The organism is Duganella aquatilis (assembly GCF_009674565.1).
Lineage (GTDB): Bacteria > Pseudomonadota > Gammaproteobacteria > Burkholderiales > Burkholderiaceae_D > Rugamonas > Rugamonas aquatilis.
Map to the genome: position 1 here is coordinate 81,499 of NZ_WKJL01000017.1, position 23,027 is coordinate 104,525.

General features: G+C 63.8%; 22 protein-coding genes. 12 read left to right on the forward strand and 10 right to left on the reverse strand.

Annotated elements, in window-relative coordinates; all coding sequences use genetic code 11:
• Positions 1 to 57: 57 nt before the first annotated feature.
• The 8 genes from GJ698_RS20905 to GJ698_RS20940 all read right to left on the reverse strand — a co-directional run bounded on the left by GJ698_RS20905 (position 58) and on the right by GJ698_RS20940 (position 9,537).
• On the reverse strand, positions 58 to 564 hold the full coding sequence (locus GJ698_RS20905) for a hemerythrin domain-containing protein (RefSeq protein WP_154359793.1): 507 nt from the start codon (positions 562 to 564) through the stop codon (positions 58 to 60).
• A gap of 103 nt (positions 565 to 667) precedes the next feature.
• Positions 668 to 1,393, reverse strand: coding sequence for a tetratricopeptide repeat protein (locus GJ698_RS20910; RefSeq protein ID WP_154359794.1), 726 nt, complete (start codon positions 1,391 to 1,393; stop codon positions 668 to 670).
• 1 nt (position 1,394) lies between these two features.
• Entirely contained in the window at positions 1,395 to 3,512 is a 2,118-nt protein-coding gene (locus tag GJ698_RS20915) for a bifunctional 2',3'-cyclic-nucleotide 2'-phosphodiesterase/3'-nucleotidase (protein ID WP_154359795.1), read from the reverse strand.
• A gap of 76 nt (positions 3,513 to 3,588) precedes the next feature.
• A complete protein-coding gene (locus GJ698_RS20920; RefSeq protein WP_154359796.1) occupies positions 3,589 to 5,298 on the reverse strand; it encodes a DUF3443 family protein in 1,710 nt (569 codons plus the stop codon).
• Between the two features lie 12 nt (positions 5,299 to 5,310).
• On the reverse strand, positions 5,311 to 5,784 hold the full coding sequence (locus GJ698_RS20925) for a DUF2844 domain-containing protein (RefSeq protein ID WP_154359797.1): 474 nt from the start codon (positions 5,782 to 5,784) through the stop codon (positions 5,311 to 5,313).
• A gap of 84 nt (positions 5,785 to 5,868) precedes the next feature.
• Entirely contained in the window at positions 5,869 to 6,177 is a 309-nt protein-coding gene (locus GJ698_RS20930) for a hypothetical protein (protein ID WP_154359798.1), read from the reverse strand.
• Between the two features lie 55 nt (positions 6,178 to 6,232).
• Positions 6,233 to 8,617: a TonB-dependent receptor plug domain-containing protein gene (locus GJ698_RS20935; protein ID WP_371865400.1), complete on the reverse strand. Its 2,385-nt coding sequence runs from the start codon at positions 8,615 to 8,617 to the stop codon at positions 6,233 to 6,235.
• Between the two features lie 122 nt (positions 8,618 to 8,739).
• Positions 8,740 to 9,537: a PhzF family phenazine biosynthesis protein gene (locus GJ698_RS20940; RefSeq protein ID WP_154359799.1), complete on the reverse strand. Its 798-nt coding sequence runs from the start codon at positions 9,535 to 9,537 to the stop codon at positions 8,740 to 8,742.
• A 257-nt stretch (positions 9,538 to 9,794) separates the two neighbouring features.
• On the opposite strand from GJ698_RS20940, the gene GJ698_RS20945 reads away from it, so the two are divergent.
• Positions 9,795 to 12,962, forward strand: coding sequence for an error-prone DNA polymerase (locus GJ698_RS20945; RefSeq protein ID WP_154359800.1), 3,168 nt, complete (start codon positions 9,795 to 9,797; stop codon positions 12,960 to 12,962).
• Positions 12,963 to 12,974: 12 nt separating this feature from the next.
• Here the strand turns inward: GJ698_RS20945 and GJ698_RS20950 are convergent, their stop codons facing one another.
• Together GJ698_RS20950 and GJ698_RS20955 are read right to left on the reverse strand one after the other, a co-directional pair.
• The gene (locus GJ698_RS20950) at positions 12,975 to 13,151 is read right to left on the reverse strand and encodes a hypothetical protein (protein ID WP_154359801.1); all 177 of its coding nucleotides are present in this window, start codon (positions 13,149 to 13,151) and stop codon (positions 12,975 to 12,977) included.
• Positions 13,151 to 13,570, reverse strand: a complete 420-nt coding sequence (locus tag GJ698_RS20955; protein WP_154359802.1) for a PRC-barrel domain-containing protein — start codon at positions 13,568 to 13,570, stop codon at positions 13,151 to 13,153. The genes GJ698_RS20950 and GJ698_RS20955 overlap by 1 nt, the downstream gene beginning before the upstream one ends.
• A gap of 168 nt (positions 13,571 to 13,738) precedes the next feature.
• Between GJ698_RS20955 and pyrG the strand changes: the two genes are divergently transcribed.
• The 11 genes from pyrG to GJ698_RS21010 all read left to right on the forward strand — a co-directional run bounded on the left by pyrG (position 13,739) and on the right by GJ698_RS21010 (position 23,015).
• On the forward strand, positions 13,739 to 15,409 hold the full coding sequence (pyrG, locus tag GJ698_RS20960; RefSeq protein WP_154359803.1) for a CTP synthase: 1,671 nt from the start codon (positions 13,739 to 13,741) through the stop codon (positions 15,407 to 15,409).
• A complete protein-coding gene (gene kdsA, locus GJ698_RS20965; protein WP_154359804.1) occupies positions 15,406 to 16,260 on the forward strand; it encodes a 3-deoxy-8-phosphooctulonate synthase in 855 nt (284 codons plus the stop codon). Before pyrG ends, kdsA begins: the two co-directional genes overlap by 4 nt.
• Before the next feature lie 125 nt (positions 16,261 to 16,385).
• A complete protein-coding gene (gene eno, locus GJ698_RS20970; RefSeq protein ID WP_154359805.1) occupies positions 16,386 to 17,669 on the forward strand; it encodes a phosphopyruvate hydratase in 1,284 nt (427 codons plus the stop codon).
• A 42-nt stretch (positions 17,670 to 17,711) separates the two neighbouring features.
• Positions 17,712 to 18,044, forward strand: coding sequence for a cell division protein FtsB (gene ftsB / locus GJ698_RS20975; protein ID WP_154359806.1), 333 nt, complete (start codon positions 17,712 to 17,714; stop codon positions 18,042 to 18,044).
• Positions 18,045 to 18,052: 8 nt separating this feature from the next.
• A complete protein-coding gene (locus tag GJ698_RS20980) occupies positions 18,053 to 18,853 on the forward strand; it encodes a transporter substrate-binding domain-containing protein (protein ID WP_154359807.1) in 801 nt (266 codons plus the stop codon).
• A gap of 3 nt (positions 18,854 to 18,856) precedes the next feature.
• A complete protein-coding gene (locus GJ698_RS20985) occupies positions 18,857 to 19,249 on the forward strand; it encodes a VOC family protein (protein WP_154359808.1) in 393 nt (130 codons plus the stop codon).
• Between the two features lie 91 nt (positions 19,250 to 19,340).
• Positions 19,341 to 20,282, forward strand: coding sequence for a L,D-transpeptidase family protein (locus GJ698_RS20990; RefSeq protein WP_154359809.1), 942 nt, complete (start codon positions 19,341 to 19,343; stop codon positions 20,280 to 20,282).
• Between the two features lie 20 nt (positions 20,283 to 20,302).
• Positions 20,303 to 20,992 carry an aspartate/glutamate racemase family protein gene (locus GJ698_RS20995; protein WP_154359810.1) on the forward strand — a complete coding sequence of 230 codons (690 nt, stop codon included), beginning with the start codon at positions 20,303 to 20,305 and terminating at the stop codon, positions 20,990 to 20,992.
• A 9-nt stretch (positions 20,993 to 21,001) separates the two neighbouring features.
• Positions 21,002 to 21,634 carry a glutathione S-transferase gene (locus GJ698_RS21000; protein WP_154359811.1) on the forward strand — a complete coding sequence of 211 codons (633 nt, stop codon included), beginning with the start codon at positions 21,002 to 21,004 and terminating at the stop codon, positions 21,632 to 21,634.
• Between the two features lie 49 nt (positions 21,635 to 21,683).
• Positions 21,684 to 22,469 (forward strand): substrate-binding periplasmic protein, encoded by a 786-nt coding sequence (locus tag GJ698_RS21005; RefSeq protein WP_154359812.1) that lies wholly within the window; start codon positions 21,684 to 21,686, stop codon positions 22,467 to 22,469.
• Between the two features lie 9 nt (positions 22,470 to 22,478).
• Positions 22,479 to 23,015: a gamma carbonic anhydrase family protein gene (locus GJ698_RS21010; protein ID WP_154359813.1), complete on the forward strand. Its 537-nt coding sequence runs from the start codon at positions 22,479 to 22,481 to the stop codon at positions 23,013 to 23,015.
• Positions 23,016 to 23,027 lie beyond the last annotated feature (12 nt).

Sequence of the window (23,027 nt, forward strand, 5' to 3'; positions counted from 1 at the left end):
TACCGTAGCGGCTGCTACGGTAGAGCCCGTGTGCGATTGGCAGAACTGACCCCGGTTTTAGGCCGGCGGCAGTTCGATCTGTTCCTTGCGGATGGCGATGGCTTCGCCCAGCGCCATCAGGTCCAGCTTGGCCTTGCGCGCTTTCGGGAACATTTCCTCTTCTTCTTCCTTGACGTGGTGGTCGATCAGCTCGCCCAGTACCTTGACCTTGGCGTCGAACAGGTCCTCGGTCGGTTCCATGCTGATGATCTGCGCGATCAAGTCCTTGGCCGACGCGTGCTCGACCACGGCTTCATCCACCATGTCTTCATCCTTGGTGGCTTTGCGTACGGCCGGGTAGAAGATCTCTTCTTCCGCCGTGGCGTGCTTGGTCAGTTCTTCGCAGATTTGCAGTGCCAGCTTGTGCTTGCTGACGTGTGCGCGGTCGCCCAGTTCTTCATACTGTTCGAACAGCGATTTGACGTGCTCGTGGTCTTCGGTCAGCAGCGTGATCGCATCCTGCGGCTCGGTGGCGGTGGGGATGGGCTTGGGCAGCTTGCTGTGCGAGTGGGAAGTGGTTCTCATGTCGGCTCCTTGCGTGGCTAATGAACTGGCGGGGGACTACCAATTCAGTCTAGGAGCCGACATCTACTGCGTCTGTGCGCTGTTCAACGCATTGCTGGAGCGCTCAGAAGCGGTTCCAGTTGTTACGGCGGTGCTCGCTGGCTTCCTTCATCAGGTGGCTGGCGCGTAGCTCATCCTTGGGCGACAGGGCGTCGCCCAGCTGGACCGTCATGGCCAGTTCCTGGATAGCCGGCGGATATTCGTGCTCGGCCGCTTCCTCCAGCATCGCGCGCGCCTTGGCGCTGTCTTGCGCAACGCCCAGTCCTTCACGGTAGATGTTGGAGAGCAGGAACATCGCATGCGCGTTGCCAAGACTGCTGGCCTGAGTCAGCAGGCGCGCCGCCCTGGCATCGTCGCGCGGCACACCGTTGCCGTTCTTGACCATCAGCGCCAGGGCCAGGGCGGCCTTGGCGTGCTGGTGCTCGGCGGCCATGGCGTACCACGGCGCGGCGGCGGCCGGCGCTGGCTGCACGCCCAGCACGCCGACGCGCAGCATTTCACCCAGCTGGAACGCCGCTTCGACGTCGCCGCCGCGCGCCGCCTGCTCGAACAGCTTGAGCGCGTCGGCGCGTTGCTCGGGACGCGTCTGGTACAAGATGGCCAGCTCGCGCTGGGCCACCGGCATGCGTTGCGCCGACCACGCCATCAGCTTGCGCTCGGCCTGGGCGTCGGCTTCCTGCTTGGCTTTCATGCCGATCACTTCGATTTGCGCCGAGGTCGGTTTTTCCTGCTGGATCTGGCATCCGAACAGGAACACCGAACTCACGATGGCGGTGGTCAGGGCGCGCATCTTATTTGCTCAGGTCGATGGTGTACTTACCGAAGCCGCTGGCGTCCAGGCCGCCTTCAGCCGTCACCGCCGTCAGGCCGCTGCTCTTGGCCAGCGCCAGGTGGCCCGGCGCCGAACGCAGGATCACCGGACCGGCCGTCGCCACCTTGACGAAGCTCCAGCTGCGCGCGCTGCCGTTGCTGGCCAGCGTGACCTTGCCGGTGGCCGTGCCTTGCGCCGTCAGGTAGTTGCTGACCACGGTCTGGTTGGCGTCCGGCGACTTGATGATGGTCTTGCTGCCGTCGATGCCAGGCACGGCGCCGCCGCCGCCCGCGCGGTAGTCGTTGGTGGCGACGATGAAGTCATCGGTATCCGCCACGGCCTTGCCCAGGTAAGTCAGGTTGACGATGCGGCTGCCGCCTGGCTTGGTGACGTCGATCTGGTAGGTCAGCGCATTGTTTTCGGCGTAGAACACGTCGTAGTTGTAGATCGTGCCATACGACGGCACCAGGTCCTGCTCGGCGGTCTTGGTCGGATCGATCTGGCCGAACTGCTTGGCGGCCGTTTCCAGCCAGGCCTTGAGGTCGGAACCCTTGATCTTCACCGCTTGCAGGTTGTTGTTCGAGTACAGGTACAGGTCGCCCGGATTGCGCACCTGCAGGCCGATCGGCGCGGCCGCGCTGGCGCCCGGCGCGACGTCGGTGAAGTCGCTGGCGCCATTGCGGCCGGCCTTGAACGGCGCGCTGCACGAGATCACCGGAATGTTCTTGTAGCTGGCGATGGTGGCGTCGGTGCTGGTGGCGATGAAGTTCTTCACGTACGCCAGCTGGGCCTGGTTGACCAGCTGGATCGCGGTGACGTCGCCGGCCAGCGAGAAGTAGGAGGACATCTCGAAGTCGGTGGTCACGCCCAGCGGCTGCTTGGCGTAGGCGATGGTGGCGGCGTGCTCGGTGGCGATCAGCGGCGCGACGGTGCTGTCGGCGGCGACGTTGGTGGTGCCGTCGGTGTACTTGAAGCCGCGCGACTCCACGGTGGTCTTGGCCGGCTGCACCACCCACTTGCCGCTGGTGTAGGCCAGCGTCATCTTGATGATGCCCAGGCGGCGGCCCCAGCTTTGCGCCATCACGGTCGGCACGCCGTTGACGAAGCCGTTGACGGCGTCGATGTTGGCGCTGGCCGGGAAGGCGGCGAACGATGGGTCCAGTGCGGCGGCGCCGGTCTCTTTGCCTTTCGGGAAGATCAGGTGCGAGTGGCCGATCAGCAGCGCGTCGATGCCGGTGCTGGTCAGGTGGTAGGAACCGTTTTCCATTTTCGGGCTGTAGGTGCTTGGATCCAGGCCGCCGTGCGACAGCGCCACCACCAGGTCGGCGCCCTTGGTGCGCATTTCAGGCACGTATTGCTTGGCCGCTTCCTGCACGCCGGTGATGGCGACCTTGCCGGCCAGGTTTTTCTGGTCCCATTCCAGGATCTGCGGCGGCACGAAGCTCATGATGCCGATGTTCATCTTCACGTCCAGCTTGGTGCCGTCCGGCTTGGTGGCCGAGAAGGTGCGCGCCAGCAGCGAATACGGCTGCACGATCGGCTTGCCGCTGGCCACGCCGGTGACGTTGGTCAGCACCAGCGGGAAGGTCGGCGCGCCGCAGGTGCCGGTCGGCTTGGTGACGCCCGGAATGCCGAAGTCGGTATTGGTGATCTGGCTCAGCAGTGGCAGGCCGTAGTTGAATTCGTGGTTGCCGAAGCCGCCGCCATCGTACTTCATGGCGTTCATGACTTTGTGCACGGCCATGGTGTCGGAGCAGGCGATTGGCTTGGTGACGGCCTGCATGTCGCCCAGCAGCGTGCCCTGGATGACGTCGCCGTCGTCGAGCAGCAGGTTGTTCGGGTTTTCAGCGCGCGCGGCCTTGACCAGCGTCGAGGTGCGCTCCAGGCCCAGGCTGGTGTCCTCGGCCAGCGAGTAGTAGTTGTAGCTCATCACGTTGGCGTGGATGTCGGTGGTTTCCATCAGCGCCAGGGTGACCGTCGTGCCTTCCGGGATCGCCGGCGTGGCTGGTGGAGTCACTGCAACAGGATTGTTATCGCCGCCGCATGCTACCAGGCCGGCCGCAGTCATGGCGGCCAGCATCACCAAATTCAATTTCATCGCTACCTCGAAGAGTGGGAAAATTCAAGGTTGCGACTTTAGCTAGTTATCGTGACATCACGATGACATTCCTCAATCAATAGGCCCAGTACGGTCCGGTCTTGCCGGCCACGGTATTGTTTTCCATCACCACGAACACGCGGCGGCCGTAGAAGAAGGGCATGCCCCAGTCGAAGTAGTTGCCGGCCGAGCTGCCGCTGCCCACCGTGCCGCCGACCTGGGCCGCGTTGATGGTCGAAGCCAGGTTGACCAGGTTGACGACATTGAAGTTGACGGCGCCGCTGGCGCTGTTGTCGGACGCGGTGTTGGTGGCGCTCAGCGACAAGGTCGAGGCCGGGCAGTAGAAGTCGCCGCCCGAGCACTGGCGGATGCTGCTGTCGCTGAAGAAGTAGCCGTTCGAGCCGCTGTCGATGAAGCTGGCGGTGTAGTTGCGGCCGTTGTAGGTGGTGGTGAAGTCGCCGCTGCTGTTGGCCTTGAAGATGGTCTCGCTGGCGATGGTGTTGTTGCTCTGCGTGTTGACGCCGAACACCAGCGTGCCGCTGACCGAGGTCAGGCCGGCGGCGCCGACGCTGGGCATGGTGATCAGCAGGCCGTTGTTGTTGACGGCGAACGAACTCACCGGGTTGCTGATCTGCTTGGCCAGCGGCATGGCGCTGGCGCTGCAGCTGCCGTTGGCGCAGGCGTAGTAGATGCCGCTGATGGCGGCGCTGACGCACGAGCTGCCGCAATCCTGCTTGAACATGCCGACGCCGAGGATGCCCTTGGCGCCGATGGCCGACAGCGTGCCCAGGTTGGAACCGGCGCTGCTGCAGCTCGATGGCGTGCTGCTGTAGCTGCTGCCGGTGTCACCGATGACCTGGATCGAGATGGCGGACGCCACTTCATCGGCCATCTTGACGTCGGCCTGGCGTACCGCACCCCAGGTGTAGCCGCTGATGAACTTGCCGCATTCGCCGGCGTCGGCGCCGGAGGCGGTGGTGACCGCCGGCAGGGCCAGCGTCGAGCTGAGCTGGCTGGCCAGCAGGCGCAGGCCGTAGGAGCCGGTGTCGAGCAGCACGTGGTCGATGGTCTGGCAGGTGCTGGTGCCGGGACGGCAGACGGTGACGCTGACATACGGCACATTGATCACGCCGCTGACGCCGCTCGGGCCGCTGTCGACCAGGATCGCGGTGCTGTTGCTGAGTGCGGCCGTAACGCTGAGCACGCTGCTGGCGTTGGCCGTGCCGCCGTCGCCGCTGCAGGCCAGGCTGTAGGTGAAGCTGCCGCTCGCGGTCGGCGTGATGGTGACCGAGCCGGCGGTGGCCTTGCTGCCGCTCCAGGCGCCGCTGGCGGTGCAACTGGTGGTGTTGGCCGACGACCAGCTCAGCACGGTGCTCTGGGCGGTGGTGATGTTGGCCGGCGCCAGCGTCAGGCTGACGCTCGGCGACGGCGGCGGCGTGGCGACGGTGACCACGGCGGTGTTGCTGGCGCTGCCGCAGGTGAGGGTGTAGCTGGCGGTGCCGGCGTCGCCGGCGGTGACGGTCTGGGTGCCGCTGGTGGCCACCGTGCCGTTCCAGGCGCCGGAGGCGGTGCAGGTGCTGCCGCTGGCGTTGCTGACGCTCCAGGTCAGCGTCACCACCTGGCCGCTGGTGGTGGCGGTGGGCGTCGCGCTGATGCTGACCACCGGTGTAACGGCGGCCATCGATTCGGTGGTGCCGGTGGCGGTGCTGGCGGACGACGAACCGCCGCCGCCGCACGCCGCCAGTGCCAGGCACAGCAGGGCGCCTGCAAGGTGAAGGTATTTCATGCAGACTTCCTTTTATTCGATGGTGGAGGTGTCGAAACCGGCCGGCAGCGCGCTGGGGATCCAAGCCTGGCCGGCAAACGCGCGCATGTGGCCGTTGGAGACGATGACCACGTCCGACTGGTTGACGGCCAGTTGCGAATGGCCGGCTTTCGGGCGCTTTTCGGCGTTGCTGGTCATGGCGGTGAACTTGTCGCCCAGCAGGGTGCGCAGGTCGGGCAGGGTCGGGCCGTTCCAGCTGACGGCGAACACCACGCCGTTGGCGTCGGTGTATTCGCGCACGATGGTGCCGCTGTCGAGCGTGCTTTGGCTGACGGTGTAGACGGCGGTGGTGGCGTTGGCCGTGGCGGCCGCCAGGCTGCGCGCGGCCATTTTGGTCTGGGTGGTGGTGGCGCCGTCGAAATTGGACGGCGCGCTGCCCAGTGCGGCCCAGGCGAGCGCGCCTTGCAGCAGGGACAGGAATAACATCAGGGTGATTGCGCGGCGCATCGCACGCTCCATTGCCGAAAATAAAGACAATGCGAGTTTAGAACGGTCGCGCGTTGGGTTAAGTTAGCGAGATGTAAGCAAACGTTACATCTTGGGCAGGGCTGCTGGCGCCGGCTGCGTGTAGATCACGACCGGCGGCAAAGGCGCGGGCGGCGGCGCCTTCGGCACGGCGTTGTTCGGTACAAAGGTCATGACAACGATCCCGGTACCGCTCATGACAATCGCCGTGCCGACGATCCACTTGATCATTTCGGAAAAGCCTTTGTGCATTTCAGCTCTTAAAGCTTCGAGGTCGGTTTTTGTGGCGCATTGTTCCAGACGTTCCTCGATCCTCACCAAACGCTCGCGGGTGTCGGTCATCAATTCTTCGAGTTTTGCGATCCTGGTTTCCATACCAGGATCGTATTCCTCGTCACAGCCGACGTCAAACGCGCGGCCTTGAGCCAGATCAGAACTTCACGTAGAGCCTGCCGAAGTAGGAGGCGCCGTTCAGGCCGAACTGCACCGACTCGTATTTGAAGCCATTGTCGGTCTCATCCGGATTCTGCGTGCTCGGATGCACGTTGAAGATGTTGTTGCCGCCAAACGAGAACTTCATGTTCTTGTTGATGGTGTACGTAAAGCTCAGATCGGCCGATGCCTTGGCGTCGTAGTGCTGGTTCGGCACGCCGGCGGCGGTGCCGCTGTAGGTGCCCAAGGTCTGCGGGCCGAAGTAGATCAGCTTCAGGTCGGTTTCCCAGGCGCTGTGGGTGTAGTCGAAGCCCAGCGTGGCCTTGGAGCGTGGCGCGCCCTGCTCGATGTACAGGCGTTCCTTCTCCGACAGCAGCACATCCTCGTAGCCCTTCAGCGAGGCCGGCGCGTGGATGCCGGTCACCTCGGTCTTGCTGACGTTGAGCGCCAGGAAGGTGGTCAGCTTGTCGGCGCCGAAATTGGCCTTGTGCGACGCGGTCAGGTCCAGGCCCTTGGTCTTGGTGTCGACCGAGTTGACGAAGAATTGCGCCTGGCCTACGCCCAGCGTCGCCAGCTTGGCTGCCAGGTCAGGGTAGTTGCTGTCGTCAAAGCGGCCGGACAGCACGATGCGGTCCTTGATCTTGATCTGGTACAGGTCGGCGGTGACGGACACGGCTTGCGTTGGCGTCCAGGTCGAACCCAGCGTGAAGCTGGTGGATTTCTCTTCCTTCAGCTTCGGAATGCCGGCCAGGTTGGTGACCGCGCTGTTGTTCGGCGCCAGCACCACGTCGGTCGGCACGCCGCCGATGAAGTCGGTAAAGGTCGACGAGAAATACATCTGCTGCAGCGACGGCGCGCGGAAGCCGGTCGAGGCCGAACCGCGCAGCAGCACGGTCGGCGCCACGCGCCAGCTGCCGGCCAGCTTGCCGGTGGTGGTCGAGCCGAAGTCGCTGTACTTCTCGTAGCGCACCGCGCCCTGGGCCTTGACGGTGTCGGTCAGGTCCGCTTCCAGATCGAGGTAGGCGGCAACGTTGTGGCGGTTGGCGTTGACCTGGTCGGCTGGCTGGAAGCCGGGGAAGCCCTGGCTGCCGGCCGCGCCGCCGATACCAACGCCGTCGGCGTCGATGTAGGAACCCGGCTCGCCGGCGTAGATCTTGTAGTTCTCGTGGCGGTATTCGGCGCCGAAGGCGACGTTCAGGCCACGGCCCAGCACGCCGTCAAAGTAGCGATTGAAGTCGAGGTTGGTGGTCAGCTGCTCGAACGAGAAGCCGCCGGCGTTGAAATTGGTCGGGCTGATGCCCTTGCCGCCGGCCAACAGGTCCTTGTTGGCGATCGACGCGTTCAGCGTGTTGCTGATGTCGTAGATCATCTTGTTGTAGCCGTAGGTCTGCGACAGGTCCATATTCCATTCGCCCACCTGGTTGCGGTGGCCGATGGTGGCGTAGCGGTCGTCGATCTTGGCGTTGATGAACGGGACGAAGCCGTTCGGGTACATGGCGGCCGAGTTGCGCGACGGGATGTCGTCGCTGTCGATGCCGCCGCGCGCCCAGGCGCCGGAGGACGCATCGCGGCTTTGCGCGCCGGCGGTCAGGTACAGGCGGCCGCTGGCGACGGTCGGCAGTTCGCCGTTCAGGTACAGGGTCTGGTTCTTGGTCTTGCTGTCGCCGATGGTGCGCGGATTGCCGTCTTCGGCGCGGTTGGAGCGGCCGCGATCGAGGTATTCGCCGGTGATGCCGAGCACGCCGCCGTTGCCGATGTCGACGCCGCAATAGGCCGACGCCAGGTAGTTCTTGCCGTCGCGGCGCGAGTACTCGCTGAAGCCGGCGACCGCTTCGCAGCCCTTGGATTTTTTCAGGCCGATATCCATCACGCCGGCGATCGCGTCCGAGCCGTACTGGGCGGCGGCGCCGTCACGCAGCACCTGCACGTCCTTGATGGCCAGCATCGGGATGGCGTTCATGTCGGTGCCGGTGTTGCCGCGGTTGCGCGCACCGAACAGGTTGACCAGCGCCGTGGTGTGGCGGCGCTTGCCGTTGACCAGCACCAGGGTCTGGTCTGAACCGAGGCCGCGCAGGGCGGCGGAGTCGACCAGGTCGGCGCCGTCGGAGCCGGTCTGGCGGGTCGAGTTGAACGATGGGGAAATATAGGTCAACGTTTGCGCCAGGTCGAACTGGCCGCCGGATTCGCTGACTTTGCTCAGCGGGATGACATCGACCGGCACCACGGTGTCGGTGGCGGAACTGGTCGCGCGGCGCGAACCGACCACGCTGACCGATTGCATGGAAGTATCCGTTTGCGCGTAGACGTCTGGCGTCACGGCGACTGCGCTGGCGCCATACAGGCTGACCAAGACGGCTTTACGTAGAGTTTTTGTTTTGAACACGTGTGGTCTCCCATGAAAAATTTGATTTTATGCAAATAGTTCATATAGATAGCTGTTTTTGTAGCAATTTCTGGTGCAAACATTATTTTGTGTTGTATGCACGCGCCACTCATGTCTTCACTCTACGTAGCACTACGCACTACGGTTTTTCCTCCGATTAAAATACTTTCATCACGGAACTCCGTACGCAGCCGGCAGGGCGTGCCGACGTTGGCGCCCTGGTACAAGATCAGGCCGGTTTTCAGCACGACGGTGAGGGCGCCGGCCGCCACGCCGGTGGCGGCGTCCTCCGCTGCCGGATCGAGGTGATTGAAGTTGCGGCCCTCCAGCGCGCCGTCCGGACGGCGGCACCAGGCGTAGCAGCCGCTGACGCCGTGCTGTCTGCCCCAGTCGGTGATGCGCGCCAGATCGGGCGTCAACCCTTGCAGCGTGGCGCTGTCGGCGACTTCCAGCAGCAGCTTGGGGCTGCCGACCGAGGCGATCACCGGCGGCGAAGCCAGCGCGCGGCCGGGTGCGGTCAGCAGTTGCGCCGCCAGTTCCTGTGTGACCGCTACGTCGGGCGCCGCTTGCGGCGTCAGCTGGATGAATACTTCGCCGTCTTGCAGGATCAGGCTCAATGGCTGATCGTGCATGGCGGTGCGCACTTCCAGCTGCGGCCGCTGGGCCGACAGCAGCATGTGCGCCGCCGCCAGTGTGGCGTGCAGGCACAGTGGGCTGCGCTTGTGCGGGTAGAAATAGTCCAGCACGATGCGGCCATCGTCCGCCGTGTCGATGAACACGCAGGCCGGCTTGTTGCGTTCCGTGGCGAACTGCTGGCGCTGCTCGGCCCGGGCCGGACCATGCTGCACCACCAGCGCGGCATTGCCGCCGCCCGCTGCGATGCCGAAGCAGAGCAGTTCCTGTACTTGTATTTTTTGCATTCCGATCCTTTGAATCTGTGCTTCATCGCATCCTGACCCTCCGCGCGCATGGCGTATGGAAGAATGCAATTTTCGTCAAGGAAGGCATTATGACAAAGCGTATCGCGCCGTGCCTGGCGGGCCTGCTGTTTGCCGCCATCCGTGCGTGGCCGAAATCATTTGCGCCCGGTGGCAAAAAGGGGAATTTCGGATTGTCTCACCTTGAGTCCTGAGGGAAAGAGGGTGTAATATGCTGTATAAAAACACAGTATAATGCAATGACCTCTCCAACACTCTCCGCCGGACTGCCGGAATATGCCGAGCTGTTCTGCCTGTCCAATTTTTCGTTCCTGCAAGGCGCTTCGCATGCCGAGGAACTGGTGGCGCGCGCGGTGCAGCTGGACTATGCGGCGCTGGCCATCACCGATGAATGCTCGCTGGCCGGCGTAGTGCGCGCTCACGGCGAGGCCAAGGAGGCGAAGTTTCCGCTGATTATCGGCAGCTATTTCCGTCTGACCAATCCGGATGGCAGCCCGGGCCTGTCGTTCGTGGCGCTGGCGCAGAACCGTGAAGGTTATGGCAATCTTTGCGAACTGATCACCATCGCCCGCAATCGCGTGGCCAAGGGCAGCTATCTGTTGACGCCGGCCGATCTGGCCGCGCCGCCGCCCGAGTTCAAGCACTTGAAAGGCTTGCCGGATTGCCTGCTGATTCTGCTGCCGCATTATCCGGCGCACATGCCCAGGGATGTCGATCAACTACATGCACAGGCGGCGTGGATGGAGGCGACCTTTTCCGGCCGCGTCTGGATGGGCTTGAACCTGCTGCTGCGTTCGTTTGACGAAGCGCACCGGCTGAGTATTGCCGAGGTGGCGTCGCAGCACCGGATGGCGGTGGTGGCGGTCGGCCATGTGTGCATGCACGTGCGCTCGCGCAAGCCGCTGCAGGATACGCTGACGGCGATCCGCGTCGGCAAGGCTGTGGGCGAATGCGGCTACGAACTGGCGCAGAACGCCGAGCAGCATCTGCGGCCGCGCGTGCAACTGGCCAATCTCTACCCACTGGCGGCGCTGGCGGAATCGGTGAAGATTGCCAAGGCATGCACCTTCAACCTGGAGGAACTGCGCTACGAATATCCGCACGAACTGATCCCGCCCGGCTACACACCGGCCAGCTACTTGCGGCAGGAAGTCTATGCGGGCAGCTTGCGGCGCTGGCCCAACGGTCCGCCCGACAATGTGCGCGCGCAAATCGAGAAAGAGCTGGAACTAATTGCTGATCTGGCGTACGAACCGTACTTCCTGACGGTGTACGACATCGTGCGCTTCGCGCGCTCGAAGGACATTCTGTGTCAGGGTAGGGGATCGGCGGCCAACTCGGTGGTCTGCTACTGCTTGCATGTGACGGAGGTTAATCCCGAACACAGCAAGATGCTGACCGGCCGTTTCATCTCGAAGGAGCGCAACGAGCCGCCGGACATCGATGTGGACTTCGAGCACCAGCGGCGTGAGGAAGTGATTCAATACATCTACAAAAAGTACGGCCATGACCGCGCGGCGCTGGCCGCCGTCGTGATCAGCTACCGGCCGAAGAGCGCGCTACGCGACAGCGGCAAGGCGTTGGGCGTGGATCTGGCCGTCGTGGAGAAGGTCTGCAAGTCGCAGCGCTGGTTTGACAGCCGTCACGATCTGGTGGGACGGTTGGCTGAGTGCGGTCTTGATCCGGAGTCCCAACTGGCGCAGCAGTGGGCGGCGCTGGCGTTTGCGCTGCTGAGTTTTCCACGTCATCTGTCGCAGCATCCGGGCGGTTTCGTGATCTCGCACGACAAGCTGACGCGGCTGGTGCCGATTGAAGCGGCGACCATGGAAGGGCGCCGCGTTATACAGTGGGACAAGGACGATCTGGAAGAGCTGAAACTGATGAAGGTGGACGTGCTGGCGCTGGGCATGCTGTCCGCATTGCGTCGCGCGCTCGACTTGTTGGGCGCGCGGCGCGGCCAGCCCTTCGTCATGCAGGATATCCCGACCGAAGACCGCGATACCTATGACATGATCTGCGAAGCCGAAACCATCGGCGTGTTCCAGATCGAATCGCGCGCGCAGATGAGCATGCTGCCGCGTCTGCGGCCGAAGACGTTTTACGATCTGGTGGTCGAGGTAGCCATCGTGCGGCCGGGGCCGATAGAAGGCGGCATGGTGCATCCTTACCTGAGGCGGCGCATGGGGATCGAAAAAGTGGTCTACCCGCCGCGCCTGGAGGAGGCGCTGGGCCGCACGCTTGGCGTGCCGATCTTCCAGGAGCAGGTGATGCAGATTGCCCAGATCGCGGCTGGATTCAGCGAGGGGAAGGCGGACCAGTTGCGGCGCGCCATGGCTGCCTGGAAGCGAAAAGGCGGCGTGGACAAGTATGAGGCGGATATCAAGGCCGGCATGAAAGAGCGCGGCTATGATGACGATTTTGCCCAGGCGATCTGCAAGCAGATCCAGGGCTTCGGCGAATACGGTTTCCCGGAATCGCACTCGGCCAGCTTCGCGCTGCTGAGCTATGCCAGCTCCTGGATCAAATGCCATGAACCGGCGGTCTTCCTGTGTGCGCTGCTGAACAGCCAGCCGATGGGGTTCTACAGCCCGTCGCAGCTGGTGCAGGACGCCAAGCGGCATGGCGTGGTGGTGCGCGAGATCGATGTGCTGGTCAGTGGCTGGGAGTCGTCGCTGGAAGAGCCGGCCGGCAAGCGCGGGCAGCCGGCGGTGCGGCTGGGCCTGCACATGCTGAGCGGCATGCGCCAGCCGGCGGCGGACCGCATCGAAGCAGCCCGCGCCGACGGCCCGTTCGCCAGCGTCGCCGACCTGGCGCGGCGCGCCGACCTCGACCGTCACGATTTGCAGGTGCTGGCCGGCGGCAACGCGCTGCGCCATCTGGCGGGCCATCGGCGGCAAGCCTTGTGGCAGGCGGTCGGCGCCGTGCCGGACAAGGATCTGCTGCGCCCGACCATGCCGGACGAAACCACGCCGACGCTGCGCGCGCCATCGGAAGGGGAAGACATCCTCGGCGACTACCGCTCGCACGGCCTGACCCTGGGCCGCCATCCGCTGGCGCTGCTGCGCGCGACCTTGTTCCAGCACCGCTTCATGCCGGCCGCCACGCTCAACACCTACACCAGCGGCATGGTGGCGCGCGCCTGCGGCATGGTCACGGTGCGGCAGCGTCCCGGCACCGCCAAGGGCGTGATCTTCATGACACTGGAGGATGAAACCGGCAACGTCAACGTCATCATCTGGCCGGCGCTGCTGGAGCAGCAACGGCGCGAAGTGCTGAGCGCGCCGTTGCTGGGGGTATATGGCGTGTGGCAACAGGAAGGCATGGTGCGCCACTTGGTTGCCAAGCGGCTGGTCGACATGTCCCACCTGCTGGGCAGGCTGCCGACGGTCAGCCGCGATTTTTGCTGAGATGTTGCTGACTTAACGCGAACGACGCCGCAAGTGCACCGCCACCATGGATTCCTGCCCGTCGTCCCAACTGCTGAGCATGACGGGCATGCCATTCTGCAGCCGCCGTGGGCGACGCAGATAGTTGCGGTACAGCCAGTGGCCGGCCACACCGGCCACGCCGGCGAACACCAGGATGGCGGCAAACATTATCGTGCCCCGGTGGTGAAGTCGCGGCCGGTGCCGTAGTAGTTGTGGACCTGGCTGGCCCAGGTCTGGTTGGCCATGTCCGGCCAGTCGTCCTTGTCGAAGCCCGGCGCCGCTTCGATGCGGTCCTTGTCCAGGTTCAGCGTGAAGCGCTTGTTGACGGTGTCCAGCGTCAGCGCTTCCCAGGGCACGGCGAACAGTTTTTCGCCGATGGTCAGCACGCCGCCCGAGGCCATCACCGCGTAGGCGATTTTGCCGGTGCGCATGTCGAGCATGATTTCCTTGATCTCACCCAGGTGCTCGTTTTGCAGGTTGTGGACGTGGTCGCCGATCAGCGTGTCCGCGCCCATCAGTTCCGGGCCTGGGCCTTTGTGGCCGTTGTCGACATACATGCCATATTGATCACGATCTTCGTAGCTCATGATGGATCTCCCTTTCATAATTGAGTTGTCATTTTGGCCTTCCCGGGACGCCGGGTCTGTACGGTGATGCACGGTCGCTGGCGGAATTTTGGCGGGCGGAAGGTGAAGAATCGGGGGTTTTGGTGTATAATTTCAATTTCCCGCATGTGCCGTTCGGCACCATCCGCAATGACCAAATTTGTCTTCGTCACCGGTGGCGTTGTGTCTTCCCTTGGTAAAGGGATTGCCGCCGCCTCCCTCGCCGCGATCCTCGAATCGCGCGGCCTCAAAGTCACCATGCTCAAGCTTGATCCGTACATCAACGTCGATCCTGGCACCATGTCGCCTATGCAACACGGCGAAGTGTTTGTCACCGACGATGGCGCCGAGACCGACCTGGATCTGGGCCACTACGAGCGTTTCATCTCGACCCGCATGAAAAAGGTGAACAACTTCACCACCGGCCAGATCTACGAATCGGTGATCCGCAAGGAACGCCGCGGCGAGTACCTGGGCAAGACCGTGCAGGTGATCCCGCACATCACCAATGAAATCCAGGACTACATCCGTCGCGGCGCCGAAGGCTACGACGTGGCCCTGTGCGAAATCGGCGGCACCGTCGGCGATATCGAATCGCTGCCGTTCCTGGAAGCCGCGCGCCAGCTGAGCCTGCGCGCCGGCCGCAAGAACACCGCCTTCGTGCACCTGACGCTGGTGCCGTTCATCGCCTCCGCCGGCGAGCTGAAAACCAAGCCGACCCAGCACTCGGTACAGAAGCTGCGCGAAATCGGCATCTCGCCGAATGCGCTGCTGTGCCGCGCCGACCGCCGCATTCCGGAAGACGAACGCGCCAAGATCTCGCTGTTCTCGAACATCGAAGAGCAGGCCGTCATCTCCGTGTGGGACGTCGACACCATCTACAAAGTGCCGCAGATGCTGCACGACCAGGGCCTGGACGCCATCATCTGCGAAGCGCTGGACCTGAACCCGGCGCCGGCCGACCTGTCGGTCTGGAGCAAGCTGATCTACACGCTGGAACATCCGAAGACCGAAGTGTCGATCGGCATGGTCGGCAAGTACGTGGAACTGACCGAGTCGTACAAGTCGCTGACCGAAGCGCTGCGCCACGCTGGCATCCACAACGAATCGAAGGTCAACATCGAGTACATCGATTCGGAAGAGATCGAAACCACCGGTTGCGCCAACCTGGCCAAGTACGACGCCATCCTGGTGCCGGGCGGCTTCGGCAAGCGCGGCGTGGAAGGCAAGATCATGGCGGCCCAGTTCGCCCGTGAAAACAAGATCCCCTACCTGGGCATCTGCCTCGGCATGCAAGTGGCGCTGATCGAATACGCGCGCCACAAAGCCGGCCTGACCGAAGCGAACTCGACCGAGTTCGACCTCGACACCGCCCAGCCGGTCGTCGCCCTGATCGACGAATGGCAAGGTCAGGACGGCAAAGTCGAGAAACGCGACGAGAACTCCGACCTGGGCGGCACCATGCGCCTGGGCGCGCAGACCTGCGCCATCAAGCCGGGTACGCTGGCGTCGGAAATCTACGGCGCGGTGGTGACCGAGCGTCACCGTCACCGCTACGAAGCCAACAACCACTACCTGCCGCGCGTGGAAGCGGCCGGCCTGGTGGTGGCGGCCCGTACGCCGACCGAAGACCTGTGCGAAATCATGGAACTGCCGCGCAGCGGCGACAATTCGCACCCATGGTATATGGGCGTGCAGTACCACCCAGAATTCAAATCGACCCCGCGTGACGGCCACCCGCTGTTCACATCGTACATCAAGGCAGCGCTGGCCCACAAGGCTGCCGGCACCGCTGTTGACCTGCAAGGAGAGGCAGCATGAAACTGTGCGGATTCGACGTCGGCCTGGACAAGCCGTTCTTCCTGATCTCCGGTAACTGTGTCGTCGAATCGCGCCAGATGGCGTTCGACACCGCCGGCGCACTGAAGGAAATGACCACCGAGCTGGGCATTCCCTTCATCTTCAAGGCCTCGTTCGACAAGGCCAACCGTTCGTCGGGCAAATCCTACCGCGGTCCTGGCCGCGAGCAGGGCCTGGAGATCCTGGCCGCCGTCAAGCGCGAGCTGGGCGTGCCGGTGCTGACCGACGTGCACTCGATCGAAGACATCGAAGTGGCCTCGAAAGTGGTGGACGTGCTGCAAACGCCGGCCTTCCTGTGCCGCCAGACCGACTTCATCGTCGCCTGCGCGCAGTCCGGCCTGCCGGTCAACATCAAGAAGGGCCAGTTCCTGGCCCCGCACGACATGAAGAACGTCATCGACAAAGCCCGCGCCGCCGCCAAGGAAGCCGGTCTGAACGAAGACAACTTCATGGCCTGCGAACGCGGCGCCTCGTTCGGCTACAACAACCTGGTGTCCGACATGCGCTCGCTGTCCATCATGCGCGAAACCGGCGCGCCGGTCGTGTTCGACGCCACCCACTCGGTGCAGCTGCCAGGCGGCAACGGCACTTCGTCGGGCGGCATGCGCGAAATGGTGCCGGTGCTGTCGCGCGCGGCGGTTGCCGTGGGCGTCGACGGCCTGTTCATGGAAACCCACCCCAATCCTGCAGAAGCCCTGTCGGACGGCCCCAACGCCGTGCCGCTGGGCCGCATGAAGGACTTGCTGTCCGTTCTGATCGAACTGGACCGCGTCACCAAAAAAGCTGGCTTCCTGGAGAACAGCTTCAACTAAGCAGCCTGCCCGGTGTGGAAACTTTAACAATGTTCCCGCACCGGGTACAATTCCCGTTATCCTTGACCTCGCAACGCGCGTAAAGACGCGGCGCGACTTCGTATCGCCTAACTTTGGAGAATGACATGAGTGCTATTGTTGACATTATCGGCCGTGAAGTAATCGACTCGCGCGGCAATCCAACCGTCGAATGCGACGTGCTGCTGGAATCCGGCGTGATGGGCCGCGCGGCGGTGCCGTCGGGCGCCTCGACCGGCTCGCGCGAAGCGATCGAACTGCGTGACGGCGATCCGAAGCGTTACTTCGGCAAGGGCGTGCTGAAAGCCTGCGAAAATATCAACACCGAAATCTCGGAAGCCATCATGGGCCTGGACGCCAATGAGCAAGCCTTCCTGGACCGCACTCTGATCGACCTGGACGGCACCGAAAACAAGGCCCGCCTGGGCGCCAACGCCATGCTGGCGGTGTCGATGGCGGTGGCCAAGGCTGCCGCCGAAGAAGCCGGCCTGCCGCTGTACCGCTACTTCGGCGGTTCGGGCGCGATGCAGCTGCCAGTGCCGATGATGAACGTGATCAACGGCGGCGCGCACGCCGACAACAACCTGGACATCCAGGAATTCATGATCATTCCAGTCGGCGCACCGTCGTTCAAGGAAGCCGTGCGTTACGGCGCGGAAGTGTTCCACACGCTGAAAAAAATCCTGCACAAGAAGGGCCTGAACACCGCCGTCGGCGATGAAGGCGGCTTTGCCCCTTCGCTGGCCAACCACGAAGAAGCGATCAAGCTGATCATTGAAGCGATCGAGCAGGCCGGCTACGAGCCAGGCACCCAGATCGCCATCGGCCTGGACTGCGCTGCCTCGGAGTTCTACAAGGACGGCAAGTACGAGCTGGAAGGCGAAGGCCTGTCGCTGACCGCGACCGAGTTCACCAACCTGCTGGCGACCTGGTGCGACAAGTACCCGATCATCTCGATCGAAGACGCGATGCACGAAGGCGACTGGGACGGCTGGGCGATCCTGACCAAGGAACTGGGCAAGAAAGTCCAGCTGGTGGGCGACGACCTGTACGTCACCAACACCAAGATCCTGAAAGAAGGCATCCAGAAGGGCATCGCCAACTCGATCCTGATCAAGATCAACCAGATCGGCACCCTGACCGAAACCTTCGCCGCCATCGAAATGGCCAAGCGCGCCGGCTACACCGCCGTGATCTCGCACCGTTCGGGCGAAACCGAAGATTCGACCATCGCCGATATCGCCGTGGGCCTGAACGCCCTGCAAATCAAGACCGGCTCGATGTCGCGTTCGGACCGCATGGCGAAATACAACCAGCTGCTGCGTATCGAGGAAGATCTGGGCGATATCGCTTCCTACCCAGGCCGCGATGCGTTCTATAATCTGAAGTAATTAAGCAAGCGCGGCCGGAGCAAATCCGGCCGCATTCACCTCATGCGCCTGATTACGCTCGGACTGGCTTTCCTGCTGCTGTTGATCCAGTACCCGTTGTGGCTGGGGAAGGGCGGCTGGCTGCGCGTGAAAGACTTCGAGTCGCAGGTGGATGTGGCGCACAAGAAGAATGCGGAGCTGATCGCCCGCAACGCCAAGCTCGACTCCGAAGTGCGCGACCTCAAGGACGGCACCGGCGCGGTCGAGGAGCGTGCCCGCTACGAACTCAGCATGATCAAGCAGAACGAGATCTTCGTTCAGATCGTCGGCAAAGGCCAGAGTGCCGCGCTGGCGCCGCTGGCTCCCAAGCCGGCCGAACAACCACCCCGTCCCTAAGATTCCCCATGAAGCTGCGCGCTGGCATTTTGCTCCTGTTGGCCGTCGCCGCTTCCCACGCCGTGTCCGCGCTGGCTGCGGGCTGCATCCCGGTGCGCGTCGGCTATACCGACCAGAACCGTCCGCCGTACTGGCTGGGCGACGGCGACAAGGTACCCGATCCGCCCGGCGCGGCGGTGGACCTGATCCGCGACGCCGTGCTGGGCGCCGGCTTCGGTTGCGCGCCGGTGTGGGTGCGCCTGCCGCCGCCGCGCATCCGGCTGGCGCTGGCAAACGGCGATGTCGACCTGGCGCCGCTGGGCGAGATGAGTTTCTATCCGGCCGAGATCGCCATCCCGCGCGACAAGGCCGGCAATATCGACCTGAACCGCGCCTTGCACAACCAGGTGCTGGTGCTGGTGCGCACCCGGGACAAGGTGCCGGCCAACACCAATCCCATGCTGTACTTCCGGGACAAGGTGCTCGGCATCCCGATGGGTAACAGCTACGCCGCCAAGCTGCGCGAATCCGGCCTGACGCTGGACGAAGGTGCGCGCGACCTCGACCGCAACATCGAAAAGCTCAAGCTGGGCCGGGTCGACGGCGTGGTGGTGGCGGCCGTGGCGCCGGCCCACCTGAAGGAAGTGCTGGCCAAGCACAAGGGCGAAATCGAACAGATGCCGCAACCGCTGCTGAACGTGCGCCTGTGGCTGGCTTTCAACGAGAATTTCTACCACGCGCATCCCAAGCAGTCGGAGGCGCTGTGGACCTGGCTCGATACCCATCGCGGCCAGCTCGGCTACGTCATGCAACGCTATCGCAAGGACTAGGGTATGGAACTCAAACACATCAGCGCCATCAGCCTGTTCGTTGAAGACCTGGCGGCGGCCAGGGCGTTTTATGTGGATGTGTTTGGCGTGCCGGTGGTGTACGAAGATCCCAATTCGGCGGTGGTGCAATTCGACGGCGTGCTGATCAATCTGCTGCAGATCACCCATGCGCCGGAGATTGTCGCGCCGGGCGCGGTGGCGCCGCGCGATGCCGGCTGCCGTTTCCAGTTCAGCATCTGGATCGACGATGTGGATGCGATGTGCGCGCAGCTGCGGCAGCGCGGCGTCACCATCCTGAACGGACCGGTCGACCGTCCGTGGGGCATGCGCACGATTAATTTTGTCGATCCGGCCGGACACAGCTGGGAAGTCGCGCAGAAAATCACCGGCGTGTGAAGGGCGTGGCAGGGGAGCCGCGAACAAGGATAGAATGCGGCTCCGTTGTCGAGAGTCCGAGTCTGGTTTGAGAGCTTTATTCCTTGTCCTAATGCTGGCCGCATTCAGCGCTTCTGCCGCCGAGCCGGCCATATCCGCAGCCGATACCCTGAACGCCGCCCAACGCGCCAGATCCGTTACGCCGAAAACCAGCGGTCCCAATGTGCTGCGCGCGCAGGTGCTGCTGGACCGCGCCCACTTTTCACCCGGCGAAATGGATGCATCGTATGGCAGCAATATGCATCAGGCCATCCGCGGTTTCCAGAAACTGCACCAGTTGCCGGTGAACGGCAATATCGATGCCGCCACCTGGAAGGAGCTGGAGCGCGACGAGGCGCCGGTGCTGGCGGTCTACACCCTCACCGCCAGGGATGTGGCCGGGCCGTACGCGCCGGTGCCGTCCGACATGGCGGGCAAGGCCAGGCTGGCCACGCTTGGCTACGCCAACATCGCCGAAGCGCTGGGCGAGCGTTTCCATTGCAGCCCCGAGCTGCTGCACCGCCTGAATCCCGGCAGGAAGCTGAACAAGGTCGGCGAGCAGCTGCTGGTGCCGAACGTGGCCGCCATCAGGCCGCTGCCGAAAGCGGCGTCCATCCTGGTCGACGCGAAAGAGGGCACGCTGACGCTGCTGGACGCGGGCGGCATGCCGTTCGCGCAATTCCCGGCCAGCACCGGCAGCAAGCACGATCCGCTGCCGGAAGGCCGCTGGCTGGTGCGCGGCGTCGCCACCAATCCCGAATACCGCTACAACCCGAAACTGTTCTGGGACGCCAAGGCCGGCGACACCAAGGCGCGCATCGCCGGCGGTCCCAACAACCCGGTCGGCCTGGCGTGGATCGACCTCAGCATCGAACACTACGGCATCCACGGCACGCCCGAGCCGGGCAAAATCGGCAAGACCCAGTCGCACGGCTGCATCCGTTTGACCAACTGGGACGTGATGCAGGTCGTCCATGCCGTCGCCCGTGGCGTCAACGTGCTGTTGCAAGGGTAGAATGGGCACGGGAGGTGCACATGAAAGTCATAGGACTGATAGGCGGGATGAGCTGGGAATCGACGGTGCCGTACTACCGTCAGGTCAACGAGACCATCAAGCAGCAACTGGGCGGCCTGCATTCGGCCAAGGTGGTGCTGTACAGCGTGGATTTCCACGAGGTTGAGCGTTTGCAGCATGCCGGCGACTGGCAAGCGGCCGGCGCCATGATGGCCGAGGCGGCGCGCGCGCTGCAGGCGGCCGGCGCCGACTTCATCGTGCTGTGCACGAACACCATGCACAAGGTGGCGGCGGATATCGAGGCGGCGGTGCGGATTCCGCTGTTTCACATCGCCGACCCCACGGCGCGGGAAATCAAGCGTGCCGGGCTGCACAAGGTCGGCCTGCTGGGCACGCGCTTCACCATGGAGCAGGCGTTCTACACGGACCGCCTGCGCGGGCACGGCCTGGAGGTGGTGGCGCCGGCGCCGGCCGACCGCGACATCGTGCACCGGATTATCTACGAAGAGCTGTGCCTGGGCCGCATCAACGACGCCTCGCGCGACGAGTATCGCCGCATCATGGCGGAGCTGGCCGCGCAGGGCGCGCAGGCCATCATCCTCGGCTGTACCGAAATCTCGCTGCTGGTGACGCAGGCCGACGCCGCCGTGCCGCTGTTCGACACCACCGCCATTCACGCCCACAGCGCGGCGTTGTTCTCACTTGAATAAGGAGTTGTAATGAAACTGATCGGCATGCTCGATTCCCCGTATGTCCGCCGCGTGGCGGTGTCTCTGCAATTGCTGGGCGTGAAGTTCGAGCACCAGTCGCTGTCGGTGTTCAGCACCTTCGATCAGTTCAGCAAGATCAATCCGGTGGTCAAGGCGCCGACGCTGGTGGATGAGGAAGGGGCGGCGCTGATGGACTCCACGCTGATCCTGCAATACGCCGAATTCATCGCCCGTCCGTCCGCGCGCCGCACGCCCACCATGCCGACCGAACTGTTCCGCTCGCAGCGTCTGCTGAGTCTGGCGCTGGCGGCCTGCGACAAGGCGGTGCAGCTGGTCTATGAGCGCGAACTGCGTCCGGCGGAAAAACTGCATCGGCCGTGGGCCGACCGCGTCGTGCTGCAAATGCGCGCCGCGCTGGACGTGCTGGAAGCCGAGCAATTGCGGCAGCCGCTGGAGGCCACCAGCGAGGCGATGCCGCCGCCCGGCGTCATGATGGCCGTCACCTGGCACTTCATCCGCCAAATGCTGCCGGATGTGGTGGCCGATGCCGACTACCCGGCCCTGGCCGAGTACTCGCACCTGGCCGAAGCGCTGCCGGAATTCCGCGCCGCGCCGCACGGCGATGGCACTTACCAGGGATGATTTGCCAAGCTTATAATGACGCTTTAGTCATTAAATCTTGCGATTGTTTATGTTTCGTTTTGTCCTGTTAGCCCTTGCCCTGTTCAGCGTCGCCAGCACGCATGCCGCGTGCCCCGCGGTACGCATCGGCTATATGGACCAGGACCGTCCGCCGTACTGGCTGGGCGCCGGTGCCGAGGTGGCGGAACCGCCCGGCGTGGCGGTCGATTACCTGCGCGCGGCAGCGGCCGCCAGCATCCCTTGTCCGGTGCAGTTCGTGCGCATGCCGGGCGGCCGCCTGCGCCTGGCGTTGAAGAACGGGGCGATCGACTACCTGCCGATCGAAGAGCGGGCCGACATGCCGGCCGGGATCGTGCTGCCGCTTGACCGCAATGGCGCGCTGGACCGCAGCCGCGCCATCCATACCAGCATCATCGTGCTGGTGCGCGCCGGCGACCAGTTGCCGGTCGATCTCGTCACGCCGCGTTATTTCCAGGGCCGCGTGATGGGCGTGCCGTTCGGCGCGCCGTATGTCGCCGCGCTGCGCGACGCCGGCATCAAGGTCGACGAGGGCGGCCGCGACCTGGACAGCAATATCGGCAAGCTGCGCCTCAAGCGCGTTGACGGCGTGGCGATGACGGTGGGCGCGGTGGGCGATATGGACAGCGCGATTGCCGAGCGCTACGGCAACGAGATCGTGCGCCTGCGCGTGCCGCTGTTCAGCAGTAATATCTGGCTGGCCACCAATCCGGATTACTATGCCGCGCACCGCGATCAGGTCGAGTCCCTGTGGACCTGGATGGTCACGCACCAGAACGAGCTGGGCGGCATGCTGGCCAAATACTCCCGCAAATAAGGACACCGAATGCCTGTCTCTTCCTACCTGAACACCACGCCGCAGCTGGGCGAGGGCCTGTACCTGCATCCGTCAGCGCAAGTGATCGGCGACGTCACCGTCGGCGCCGATTGCTCGATCTGGTGCAACACCGTGCTGCGCGGCGACGTCAACCGCATCGTCATCGGCAACTGCACCAATGTGCAGGACTTCGCCATGGGCCACGTCTCGCACAGGAACGACAAGAAGCCGGACGGCTCGCCGCTGATCATCGGCGACTACGTCACCATCGGCCACCAGGCCATGCTGCACGGCTGCACCATCGGCAACGAATGCCTGATCGGCATGGCCGCCATCATCATGGACGATGTGGTGGTGCAGGACCAGGTGATGGTCGGCGCCGGCAGCCTGGTGCCGCCGGGGAAGGTGCTGGAAAGCGGCCACCTGTACGTCGGCCGCCCGGCTGTGAAGGTGAGGGCGCTGACGCCGGAAGAAATCGCCTACCTCAAATACTCCGCCGAGCACTATGTGCGCGTGAAGAACAACTACCTCAAAGATCACTTGTAAATAAGAATCATT

Excerpts from the sequence above, each read along its gene's own strand:
- GJ698_RS20945 (WP_154359800.1), top strand. The coding sequence starts at position 9,795 with ATGACCTCTCCAACACTCTCCGCCGGACTGCCGGAATATGCCGAGCTG.
- GJ698_RS21005 (WP_154359812.1), top strand. The coding sequence starts at position 21,684 with ATGTTTCGTTTTGTCCTGTTAGCCCTTGCCCTGTTCAGCGTCGCCAGC.
- GJ698_RS20905 (WP_154359793.1), bottom strand. The coding sequence starts at position 564 with ATGAGAACCACTTCCCACTCGCACAGCAAGCTGCCCAAGCCCATCCCC.
- GJ698_RS20930 (WP_154359798.1), bottom strand. The coding sequence starts at position 6,177 with ATGGAAACCAGGATCGCAAAACTCGAAGAATTGATGACCGACACCCGC.
- GJ698_RS20925 (WP_154359797.1), bottom strand. The coding sequence starts at position 5,784 with ATGCGCCGCGCAATCACCCTGATGTTATTCCTGTCCCTGCTGCAAGGC.
- kdsA (WP_154359804.1), top strand. The coding sequence starts at position 15,406 with ATGAAACTGTGCGGATTCGACGTCGGCCTGGACAAGCCGTTCTTCCTG.
- eno (WP_154359805.1), top strand. The coding sequence starts at position 16,386 with ATGAGTGCTATTGTTGACATTATCGGCCGTGAAGTAATCGACTCGCGC.
- pyrG (WP_154359803.1), top strand. The coding sequence starts at position 13,739 with ATGACCAAATTTGTCTTCGTCACCGGTGGCGTTGTGTCTTCCCTTGGT.
- GJ698_RS20950 (WP_154359801.1), bottom strand. The coding sequence starts at position 13,151 with ATGTTTGCCGCCATCCTGGTGTTCGCCGGCGTGGCCGGTGTGGCCGGC.
- GJ698_RS20995 (WP_154359810.1), top strand. The coding sequence starts at position 20,303 with ATGAAAGTCATAGGACTGATAGGCGGGATGAGCTGGGAATCGACGGTG.
- GJ698_RS20915 (WP_154359795.1), bottom strand. The coding sequence starts at position 3,512 with ATGAAATTGAATTTGGTGATGCTGGCCGCCATGACTGCGGCCGGCCTG.
- GJ698_RS20985 (WP_154359808.1), top strand. The coding sequence starts at position 18,857 with ATGGAACTCAAACACATCAGCGCCATCAGCCTGTTCGTTGAAGACCTG.
- GJ698_RS20940 (WP_154359799.1), bottom strand. The coding sequence starts at position 9,537 with ATGCAAAAAATACAAGTACAGGAACTGCTCTGCTTCGGCATCGCAGCG.
- GJ698_RS20980 (WP_154359807.1), top strand. The coding sequence starts at position 18,053 with ATGAAGCTGCGCGCTGGCATTTTGCTCCTGTTGGCCGTCGCCGCTTCC.
- GJ698_RS21000 (WP_154359811.1), top strand. The coding sequence starts at position 21,002 with ATGAAACTGATCGGCATGCTCGATTCCCCGTATGTCCGCCGCGTGGCG.
- GJ698_RS20955 (WP_154359802.1), bottom strand. The coding sequence starts at position 13,570 with ATGAGCTACGAAGATCGTGATCAATATGGCATGTATGTCGACAACGGC.
- GJ698_RS20910 (WP_154359794.1), bottom strand. The coding sequence starts at position 1,393 with ATGCGCGCCCTGACCACCGCCATCGTGAGTTCGGTGTTCCTGTTCGGA.
- GJ698_RS20920 (WP_154359796.1), bottom strand. The coding sequence starts at position 5,298 with ATGAAATACCTTCACCTTGCAGGCGCCCTGCTGTGCCTGGCACTGGCG.
- GJ698_RS20990 (WP_154359809.1), top strand. The coding sequence starts at position 19,341 with ATGCTGGCCGCATTCAGCGCTTCTGCCGCCGAGCCGGCCATATCCGCA.
- GJ698_RS21010 (WP_154359813.1), top strand. The coding sequence starts at position 22,479 with ATGCCTGTCTCTTCCTACCTGAACACCACGCCGCAGCTGGGCGAGGGC.
- ftsB (WP_154359806.1), top strand. The coding sequence starts at position 17,712 with ATGCGCCTGATTACGCTCGGACTGGCTTTCCTGCTGCTGTTGATCCAG.